General features: G+C 72.4%; 7 protein-coding genes and 2 pseudogenes. 8 read left to right on the plus strand and 1 reads right to left on the minus strand.

The window, feature by feature from the left end; all coding sequences use genetic code 11:
- A pseudogene (locus tag AB0I54_RS47435) lies at nt 1-267 on the minus strand (hypothetical protein); the annotation flags it as partial.
- Between the two features lie 695 nt (nt 268-962).
- On the opposite strand from AB0I54_RS47435, the gene AB0I54_RS47440 reads away from it, so the two are divergent.
- The 8 genes and pseudogenes from AB0I54_RS47440 to AB0I54_RS47475 all read left to right on the plus strand — a co-directional run.
- On the plus strand, nt 963-1,892 hold the full coding sequence (locus AB0I54_RS47440) for a conjugal transfer protein (RefSeq protein ID WP_363302629.1): 930 nt from the start codon (nt 963-965) through the stop codon (nt 1,890-1,892).
- Nucleotides 1,889-2,230 carry a hypothetical protein gene (locus AB0I54_RS47445; protein WP_363302630.1) on the plus strand — a complete coding sequence of 114 codons (342 nt, stop codon included), beginning with the start codon at nt 1,889-1,891 and terminating at the stop codon, nt 2,228-2,230. Before AB0I54_RS47440 ends, AB0I54_RS47445 begins: the two co-directional genes overlap by 4 nt.
- Nucleotides 2,227-2,814, plus strand: a complete 588-nt coding sequence (locus tag AB0I54_RS47450) for a hypothetical protein (RefSeq protein ID WP_363302631.1) — start codon at nt 2,227-2,229, stop codon at nt 2,812-2,814. Before AB0I54_RS47445 ends, AB0I54_RS47450 begins: the two co-directional genes overlap by 4 nt.
- Nucleotides 2,811-5,501, plus strand: coding sequence for an ATP-binding protein (locus tag AB0I54_RS47455; RefSeq protein WP_363302632.1), 2,691 nt, complete (start codon nt 2,811-2,813; stop codon nt 5,499-5,501). Before AB0I54_RS47450 ends, AB0I54_RS47455 begins: the two co-directional genes overlap by 4 nt.
- Nucleotides 5,501-5,854: a hypothetical protein gene (locus AB0I54_RS47460; RefSeq protein ID WP_363302633.1), complete on the plus strand. Its 354-nt coding sequence runs from the start codon at nt 5,501-5,503 to the stop codon at nt 5,852-5,854. The genes AB0I54_RS47455 and AB0I54_RS47460 overlap by 1 nt, the downstream gene beginning before the upstream one ends.
- Nucleotide 5,855: 1 nt before the next feature.
- Nucleotides 5,856-8,660 carry a hypothetical protein gene (locus tag AB0I54_RS47465; protein ID WP_363302634.1) on the plus strand — a complete coding sequence of 935 codons (2,805 nt, stop codon included), beginning with the start codon at nt 5,856-5,858 and terminating at the stop codon, nt 8,658-8,660.
- Nucleotides 8,661-8,695: 35 nt separating this feature from the next.
- Entirely contained in the window at nt 8,696-9,808 is a 1,113-nt protein-coding gene (locus tag AB0I54_RS47470) for a bifunctional lytic transglycosylase/C40 family peptidase (protein ID WP_363302635.1), read from the plus strand.
- 191 nt (nt 9,809-9,999) lie between these two features.
- A pseudogene (locus AB0I54_RS47475) lies at nt 10,000-10,270 on the plus strand (hypothetical protein); the annotation flags it as partial.

Consider the following 10,270-nt stretch of genomic DNA (forward strand, 5'->3'; position numbering starts at 1 on the left):
GTCCGGGCGGCGCAGGCGTTCACGGATCAGGTAGCCGTGTGCCTCGAGCTCCCGCAGGCCGGTGCGTACCGCTTCGCGTCCGTCCGGGCCCAGGCCGACGAGGTCGGTGACCGTCACCTGCCAGCCGTTGCTGTGCGTAGAGACGCACCCGAAGATCCCCTTCGCTTTGAACGACAGCCCGGCGTCACGGAACAGTGCGTTGGCGATCTGGGTGAACTGATCGGCCGCCATCACGCCCCGGCGGATCCCCGTCCCGAAGCGGCTCACCGCCGTGTCCCCGACGCATGCCGCGCGCAACGGCCACGGCGGCCCATCGGACCCGCCAGGGTAGGGCGGCCGGGGGGCGTGGGTGTGAAGTCGTGCGTGTGTTCCATGGCGTCAGCTCACCCGCCGACCCCGACCAGGCTGACGGCCACGAGCCCTGACCATCGGTCACGATCCGGCAACGGAGCCGTCTGGCTGCCGTGGTCGGGCTCATGGTCGGGCCGACCACGGCGCCTTCAGCCCAGGCGGTCAGTGCTTGCGCAGCCGACTGCCCAGCCCCGCACGGGCGTTGCGCAATCGGGCTGCGCAACCGGCCCGGGGATCCTGCGCAGTCGAGTGGTGCCGGGCGGCTGCGCAGTCCGCCCGAGGGCTCTTGCTCTTCTCTTGCGCAGGTCCGCCTGGCGCACTGCGCAGGCGTCTGTCGCGGCCCGGCCGGCTTCCGTCTGCGCATCGGTGTCCGGGCCTGTGGCCGGGCGCCAAGGTGATCGCACGGCGGTCGCCGGTCCGGGGAATGTACGCCGGACGCGATGGCCCGCCGCCGGCTCGCAGTTGGCCCATGGTCGGGTCATGGTCGGGCCGACCATGGACTTCGTGTCCCGATCGTGACCATGGTCGGGGGTTCGTGGTCGGTGGTCTGGTCGGGGCCGGCGGGTTTTCTCAAGGTCAGCAATCACACGTTCTGACCTGGGAGTTTGACCATGTCCCCTGGCAAGCAGGCCTCACAGAGCCAGGCTGCTGCTCCGATGGCGGCGGGCGCCCGACTCGAGGCTATGCGGCGCCGCGTACGCCTCTCGCGCCTGGCGGTCTGGACGGTCATCGCGGCCGGCCCCGTCGCCCTGGCCGTCGCCGTCTCCTCCACCCCGACCACGGTCGAGGCGGCCACCCCGGCCGAGCACACCGCTGTACGCACCGCGGCGGCCGCCGACCCGGCCGGCTATGCGCAGGTGTTCGTCAGCGTATGGCTACGCAGCAGCGCCGATGACACGACGACTGCGCAGGCGCGCATTGCGCAGTCGATGGCGCCGGCCGTCGAGCTGCCCGCCCCGGCAGCGGGTGCGCAGTCAAAGCCGGAGTCCGTGACCGCGGTGCGCAGTGCACAGCGCGGCGCCGGTGCGTGGGCGGTGACCGTGGCTGCGCAGTACGCCGACGGATCGGTGCGCTACTACCTCGTGCCGGTGGCCGCCGGCCGTGCGGGCACCTCCTTCGCGGTGACCGGCGCACCGGGCGTGGTCGCCGGCCCGGTGCGGGCCGAGGTGCCGAAGTCGCCGTATGGCGTGACCGTCCCGATGGGTGATCTGTCCACCGCCGTGAGAGAGTTCCTCGCGGCCTATCTGACCGGTGCCGGGGAGGTCGACCGCTACCTCGCGCCCGGCGTGCAGCTCACCGCCGTCTCCCCCGCCCCGTACACCGCGGTCTCCGTCGAGCAGGTGCTGGCCGTCGAGGAAGCCGCGGCCGACGGGAAGGTGCCGGCCGACGGCACGGCGGTGCGTGTCCTCGCCTCCGTGGAAGCCCGGGACACCGGCGGTCGGTGGCCGCTGGCGTACGAACTCACGCTCAAGGCCCACTCGGGCCGGTGGGAAGTCGCCGCTGTGGGGTCCGGGACCGCGCAGGACGGGGGTGCCCGGTGAGCACGGTGCACAGTCTGACGCTCGCCGGGCAGCTCAACGATCTCGTTGACTCGTGGATCGACATGTTCAAGGAGTGGGCGACCAAGGGCCTGGAGGCCGGTCTCGTCTGTCTCGTCGTCGTGATCATGATCCAGAGGTTCAGCCTCAAGGCCGGGATCGGCGCCCTGCTCCTCATGGTGATCGCGCTGGGTCTGTACAACTCGCGCAACGACCTGGCGAACTTGTTCGAGGACGAGGTGAAGCACCCGTCCAAGGGCGCACCCGCCGTCCCCGGCATCGTCCAGTCCGGCCTCCCCTCCTCCCGTGCACACTCGCTGGGCGTCGGGGGCTCGCTGTGAGCGCGGCCGCGGCACGGGTAGGCCGCTTCTACACCGCAGCCCGCCGCCATCCCTGGGTGCTGGGCAAGGTCGCCGACTGGAGGATCCCCCTCGGCCCGTACACGCCTGCGCAGATCGCGGTCGCCGTCGGCGGCGGCTTCCTCCTGATCAAGACGATCGGCTGGTGGTCGTGGATGGGGCCGGTCCCCATCATCGCGTGGCTGCTGGCCGTTTGGGCCGTGCGCAGGCCGAAGATCCGGGGCCGGGCCCCGATGCAAGCCGCGGTGGGCTGGATGATGCTCGGCTGGCAGCCGAGGGGAGGGCGGATCGGCGGGCGGGCCGCCCGCGACCGCGCTCCCCACCCGCTGCTCGGCGGCTTCACCATCGAGGGCACCCCCGCGCCAGCGCCCCTCCTGGCTGCGCCAGCCGCGCCTTCCCCTGCCGTTCAGCGGCGTGCAGCCCGGGCGCCGCACCCGCACCCGGGCCCGGCCGCAGGCCGCGCGTTTGCACCCCGCCGCACCCAGCCGGTTGCTCCCACGGCAGTGGGGCCGGTGTCGGGTGTGCAGCAGCTGCTCGCCCTTGTCCAGCAGGGGGGTTCGCGTTGAGGGTTCCGTTCCGTCACATCGCCGGGCATCTGGTGTGGTCGACGCAGGGCAGCGTGTGGGCCGTCTACCGCCTGCACCCGGGCCCGGACGCGCAGGGTCGCCGCGAGGAGACCGTCCAGGGCACCTACGTTCCCGCCGCCGTCCGCGACGAACAGCTGGCAAAGATCACCCACTTGGTGCGCTCGCTGTCCGGGGCCCCGCGCCTGTACGGCATGTGCGCCCAGGTCGACCCGGGCGAGATCGCCCTCAGGATGATCGAGGGCATCGAGCCCGCCGAGCAGGTCCCGGGTGCGGGCCGGCACCGGTGGGTGGAGAACGTCGAGGCCACCCTGGATCTGCTCGACGACCAGGAGATGCACCGCCGCACCCTGTGGCTGGCCGTGCCCCTGCAGACCGAGACCACCGGCTTGCAGGTGTCGGCGTCCTTGGGCGCGGCGTGGGCCGAGGTCGCGCCGATGCTGGGCATCCGGCCGGTGCCGGTGGCACGGCGCGAGGTGAGCGCGTATCGCGAGCAGGCTTCCCGGGTGGAGGCCGCGCTCGCCGGCGGCATCGCTTTTTGCCCGGCCCGCCCGGCGGAGATCGTGTGGATGATCCAGCACGCCCTGCACCGCGGCCTCGCCGAGCCGCTGCTGGCGGAGGCCGAGACCAGCGAGATGTACGGCGGGCAGCTCCATAACGGGGTGCTGCGCTCCCCCAGCTACGCCGATCTGGGCCAGGTTCGCCTGCAGGAAGGCGGCATCGACCCCGACCTCGACGACGTCGACGAGCTCAAGAGCGCGGGCCGGATCACCCGGTCGGGCCGCAAGGCCTGGTGGCGTCTGAACACCGGCTCACCGCTCGGGCGGCGCTGGCTGCAGGTCGAGTCCGACACCGGTGTGGGCTACCAGGCGCAGTTGGCGCTGGCCGAGTGCCCGCCCGCGGTCAGCCAGGACGCCGCCGACCTGTTCGCCCAGCTGGAGCTGCTCGACTTTCCCGTCGACTACACCGTCGACCTCACGCTCGTGCCCGCGGAGAAGGCCCGCGACCAGGTGCGGCGCAAGAAGAACGAACTCATCGACCAGGCCGACCAGTACGACGCCCGCCCCACCGGCATGCCCGCCTCGCTCACCGAGGCCGCCCGCGACCTGGGCGAGCTCGACGCCCGCCTGTCCCGCACCAGCGTGGAGGTCGAGGTGCAGTCGGTGACCGTGCTGACCGTGTGGGGGCCGACCGCCGCCGTGTGTGACGCCCGGGCCCGCGCCCTGGCCGCACTGCTCGGCGGCGCCGACTACCGCGCGGTGCGCCCGGCCGGCCTGCAGGAAGCCCTGTTCACCCTGGGACTGCCCGGCACCGTACGGCCGGGTGGGGTGCGGGAGTTCACCCAGCACCAGGTCTCCGAAGACTGGGCACTGGGCGGCGCTTTCACCGCTGCGGAGGTTGGCGACCCGAACGGGATGTTCCTCGGCATCGACCTGGACTGCGGCACGACCCGCCCCGTCATGATCAACGTGGCGGATGCGCCCAAGGTCGATGCGTCCGCCTCCATGGGCATCGTCGGGGATCTCGGTGCGGGCAAGAGCGTGCTGCAGAAACTGATCGCGGAGGCGGTGTGGGCGCGCGGCGGCTGCGCGATCTGCATCGACCGCACACCGGTCCGCGAGTGGGCGACCTTCGCCCGCACCGCCGCCAAGGGCCGCGTCCAGATCATCGACGCCGCCCAGGCGGAGGTGTCGATCGACCCGCTGCGGATGTTCGACGGCCCGGAGGGACGGCACTACGCCCTGTCCTACCTCACCCTCCAGCTCGGCATCGGCCCGATGAGCACCAGCGGCGAGGTTCTGCACCATGCCGTCGAGCAGGCCGCGGCCAGCCCGGAGCCGTCCATGCACCGCGTGCTGGAGGTCCTCGCGGAGATGGCCACCAGCGAGGCGGGCAAACGGCAGGACGCGGCCGCCACCCTCGCCGGCCTCATCCGGGTCGTCGCCACCAACTCCCTGGCCCGGATGGTCTTCGACCCGACGCTGCCGCCGGTCAGGTTGGACGCCTCCAGCGCCTCCGACATGATCGTGATCACCACGACCGGTCTGAAACTGCCGCCGAAGGCCGCGTTCGACAAGCCGGAGGTCCTGCACCAGCAGCCGCTGGAAGCGCTGATCGGCCGGGCGGTGCTCTACCTGATCGCCGCGATCGCCCGGCAGACCGCATTCGAGGACCCCGAGCGGTTCACCGCGGTGGTCCTGGACGAGCTGTACTGGCTGACCTCGTCCGCCGAAGGCACCGCTCTGGTCCACGAGATCCTCCACGACGGCCGCAAGCACGGCGCCGGCCTGTTGGCGGGCTCGCACGACGCCGAGGAACTCGGCCCCGACCGAGGCCTGATGGCCTACCGCGCGCTCGCCCGCACCACCGACCGGGAACGCGCCCGTCGCGGCCTGGAGTTCGTCGGCCTCGACCCGAACGACGGTGAGCTGCGGCGGCTGGTGACCACCGGCCTGTCCCCCGTGGGCCAGACGGGCCGGGAGGGCGAGTTCCTGCTGACCTGCCCGCGGCAGAACACCGGCCGCATCAAGGTTGTCATCCCCCGCATCGAGCGCATCACCACCTCCATCACCACCACGCCAGGGCGCCGCACGAGCGCTGCCTCGCCCTGCGTGCCGGAGCCACTGCCCGGTGAGGCCGTTCAGACCCGTCCGAAGGAAACCATCTGATGACCCCTTTGTCCTGGGACCGCTCCCGGTGCATGGCCGCGATCGCGGGCGTTCTCACCGTGGTCGCCGTCGTCGTCGCGGTCGTGCTCGCCCTCGGGGTGGGCATGCCGCAGGGCTGGTGGCCGCACACCGGACAGGCCATCGCCGCCGACACCCGCACCGCGCGCCACGCTCCTTGTGCCTTGAGCGTGGGTCCGGCCAGGGCGTACTGCGAGCGCGGTGCCGCGGCTAATGCCTCCGCCGGTCATCAGGACGTGGCCAGTGGGGCGTGGAGGCTGGGCACCGTCGGTGCAGGTGTGGGTGCTTTCGTGGTGTGGCGGCTGCGCGGCGCCGATGGGCAAAGGCGGCGCTGACGTGTTCCGTCCAGAGCGCGCGGCCCTGCGTTCGGCCGGCTTCGTCGTGCTGCTCACCGGCGTGTTCCTCGCGGTGAACACGCAGGTCGTCTACGCGGCCGGCAGCAACAGCGAGACCGGGGACCTGCTCGCGCCGCTGAACATCACCTCCTCCGAAGGGGTGCCGATCAACGGGTACGAGCTGAACGCCGACGGCGGATCCATCGTCGCCTTCAAAACGCAGGCCCTGGCCTTCGCCCTGTCCGGGCTGTTCACCCTGATCCGGCTGCTGGTCGGCCTGGCCGGGTGGGCCATCGAGCTGGCCTTCCGCTTCCCGCTGCTGAAGATCCTCACCCGCCCAGCGCAGCAGGTCGCTGACACCTACGACTCCGTGGTGGTCGACACGCTGGGGCTGAAGGGGCTGCTGCTCGCGTGGGCGTTTGTCTTCGCCGGGTTCATGATCGTGCGGGGGCGGGTCGGCCGCGGCTTGGGCGAAATCTTCCTCACTCTGCTCATCGGGGCGATCGCCGCCTCGGCTCTCGTCCGCCCTGACACCCTGCTCTCCCGGGACGGGCCGCTGGGGCAGTCCCAGCAGGTGGCTGCCGAGGTCGCGCAGCAGTCGGTTAACTCCTACGACTGGGGCGGCAAACTCGCCAGCCTCGACCCGTGCAAAGGGCTGGCGGGCAACGCGGAACTCAAGTGCCTTCAGCGGGAGGGCGAGGGGCCGGTCTCGGCTGCGGAGGTGGCCCGGCCCCTGCAGGACTCGGTCACCAACGCTTTGATCGTCAAGCCGTACATGCTGCTGCAGTACGGGCGGATCCTCGACCCGGCCAAACCCGCCGACCGCAAGGCCTATGCGGTGCACCTGAAGTGGGTCACCGGCGGCTACCTGCCAAACGGCCCCTCAAAGAAGGCAAAGGACGCCTGCAGTCTGCTCCCCGGCCCGGCCAAACAGTACTGCGAGCGCGACGTCGACAAGGGGCAGGGCAGCAGCGACTCACACTCTCTCCCGGAGCTGACTCCCGGTGGTGAACTCCTCGACGACTCCCACGCGATCGTCACCGACGAGGACCGCTCCTTTGCCGCCTTCGTCGCGGACATGAAGAAGGCCGGCCCTGTCGGCACGTCCTGCGCCGCCTACGCCGAAAAGCCCACCTGGTGGCGGGTCGGCGGCGCCGCCCTGCTGCTGATCGCCGCCCTGTTCATCTGCGGCATGCTCCTCTCCTCCGCGATCGTGCTGCTGGGCACCCAGGGCATCTGCGCCGCCGCCGCGGCCGCCGGAGGAGTCGCGTTCATCGCGGGCATGCTTCCCGGACCGGCCCGGCAGTCGGTGTGGAAGTGGCTGTCGCTGTGGGGTATTGCCGTCCTTGCCGTGGTGGGCATCTGCGCGTTCGTGCCGGCCTTCGGCATCGCCGTCGACGCCACCATCACGAACGGCCCCGACCTGATGGTCGAGCGGATCCTGCTGATCGACGTCCTCGCCATCGCCGGCGCGGCCGGGCACCGCCGCCTGCTTGCCGCCATCACGTCCTTCGGGCGGCGGATGGCCATGCGGATGCGCTACGCCAAGGTCGGCGGCACCCACCTGCCCGGCGACACCAGCGAACTCGGCGCCGCCCTCGCCATGAACTCCCCCGCCGCCCTGGGCGGCTACGGCGCAGGTCTGCGCGCCTTCACCGGCGGCGGCCGGTTCGGGATCCTCGGCACCCGCCAGCGGCTGATGGGCGCCCTCACCTCCCTGGTCGACGGCGCCGGCATGCCGGTGGACACCGGCGCAATCCTCGCCGACGCCACGGCCGAAGCCGGGCGCGGTCTCGCCCCGCTGACCGCGGCAGCCGCCGTGGGCGGGATGGGAACACGGCTCGGCCTCAAGGGCGCGCACTGGCTGCTGATCGGCCGACGGCCTGACCGGGAGCAACTGGCCAAGTGGCGCAAGCCCACCGCCGACGGCGACCCCCACGCCGGGGATTCGCCGCAGGGAGACGGCGGTTCAGTCGGCACAGGCGGTGGGCCCCGCCGCCCTGGCGGTCCGCCCGACCGGCACCGCAACCAGGACGGGCAGATCATCGACCGCCGCACCGGAGAAGTCCTGCACGACCAGAACAGTGACCGCACCCTGCTGTCCACCCGCGCCCACAACCGGCTCATCCGCTACCGCGGCTACCGCATCCTGCACCGGGCCGGCCGGGCCGCGTACGGGGCAACCGTCGGGCTACCGACCACAGTCCGCCGCGCCAGCACCCGCGGTTCCCGCTACACCCACGACGCCCGCCAGCAGGTACAGGTCTGGGGCAACACCATCCGCGAAGACACAGACGCCTGGCGGCGTTCTGGCCGCGCCCCGTCACCGGCCCCGCGCAAGCAGCCGAGCACACCGCCTCCCGCCCCCGGCAGCCCCATGGGTGGGCCCACCGCCGGCGGCGGACCGGCCCCCGGGCGCCGCCTGCCCACCACCAGCGCACACCCCGGCACTACCTGGCCCCCCGCCGGCCCACGCCCGGCCCGCACCGTGCCCACCCCGACCACCTGGCCTCCCGCCGGCCCGCGCCCGGCCGGTGCACCGCCGGCAACGACACCCGCACGCCGCCAGCCGCCGTCCTCATCCGCCACACCAGCCGGCCCCGCCCCGAGCACACCGCCGGCCCAGCGCGGCACCGGCTCCGCACGGCCGCGGTTCAGCGACGGGCCCGCCGCACTGCTGCCGGACAACAGCACTCCCCAGCCGCGGGCCGACATGCAAGAGCACATGCGGCAAGCCGAAGCACTGCGCCGGATGCGGGCCCGGTGGCGCACCGAAGACGGGGCCGAGGACGGTGAGGACCAGTGAGGGCGGCCCGACGCCGCATCGGACGGTGGGCATGTGTGGGGGTGGCCCTGCTGTTCGCCGCCGTCTGCTGCGCTGCCCCCGTGTCGAACGCGATCAGCGCATACGTCGCGTTGAAGAACGGGATCCAGGACGACGGCGGCATCGCCGACGGCGGCACGGCTGCGGACATCCCCGCCCGGATGCTGACCGCCTACAAGAAGGCCGCCCAACAGGTCGGGACATACAGGCCCAGGTGCCAGGGCATGCACTGGCCGATCCTCGCCGGGATCGCCAAGGTCGAGTCCAACCACGCCATCGGCCGCAACATCGCCGACAACGGCGACATCCGCCCGAAGATCTACGGAGTCCTCCTCAACGGCTCCGGCACCGGCGGCAACACCACCGCCTTCCCCGACACCGACCACGGCAAGTGGGACGGCACCTCCCAAGGCGAACGAGCCGTCGGCCCCTTCCAGTTCATGCCCTCCACCTGGGAGTCGGCCGGCGAGGACGGCAACGGCGACAAGATCGCCGACCCGCACAACGCCGACGACGCCGCGCTCGGCGCCGCGATCTACCTGTGCGGAGGCGGCCGCGACCTGACCAAGCGCGCCCACCTCAAAGCCGCGATCTGGCAGTACAACCACTCGGGCGAGTACGTCGCCAACGTGCTGGGCTGGATCGACCAGTACACCGCGGCCGCCAAGGAACCGGACCTGAAGAACCTCTCGGGGAAGGTCCGCACGGTCATCGACGCGGCGCTCTCCCAGCGAGGGGTGCCGTACTCCTGGGGCGGCGGCAACACGAGCGGCAAGTCGTACGGGATCTGCTGCTCACCCAGCGGCAAAAGCGGCGCAACCATCAAGGGCTTCGACTGCTCGGGCCTGACCATGTACGCGTACGCCCAGGCCGGCATCCGCCTGCCGCACACCGCGGCCGCGCAAGCCGGTGCCGGCCGGCGCATCCCCGCCAGCCTCGGCACCGGCGCGCTCAGACCCGGTGACCTCGTCTTCTACGCCTACGCCCCCGGCCGCGACTCCACCATCTACCACGTCGGGATCTACGCAGGCAGCGGCCAGATGATCAACGCCGCCCGCCCCGGCACCGTCGTCCGCCTGGACTCGGTCAACGCCATGTCCGGCTATGCGGGAGGAGCCCGCCTGCTGTGACCACGCCATCTTCCCTACGCTCACCTCGCCTGCTGTTGATCACCAGCATGGTCCTGGCCGCGGCTGGACTGGCCCTCATCACGGTGCCACAGCAACCGGGCACGCCCGCTTCCTCAGCGTCCGCGCCCACTGCCACGCCCGAGCCGCCCACTTCACCGCTCTCCCCCAGCGCAGGCCCCGCCGACACAGGCGTGCCCTCCACTGCTGCAGCCGCCAGCACGCCGACAGCACCGGCCAGCCCCTCGGCGCTGCCACCGCATGGCGAGGGCGCAGCCGGCGACCGGGCCATCCAGCGGTCGCTGGAGGCGGCCTGGCCGGCCGACCTGCCCGCCGCCGCCGAACGGGAATTGCTCACCGCCGGGGGCGGGCGGCAGGGCGGGGGCGCCCCCCGCCACGGCCGCGCCGAGTGGGCCGCGGGGGTGGACGACCCCGGCCAGCGCCGGGCCCCCGCCGTGGCCCCCC

It is taken from the genome of Streptomyces sp. NPDC050625, assembly GCF_040654755.1.
Taxonomy (GTDB): domain Bacteria; phylum Actinomycetota; class Actinomycetes; order Streptomycetales; family Streptomycetaceae; genus Streptomyces.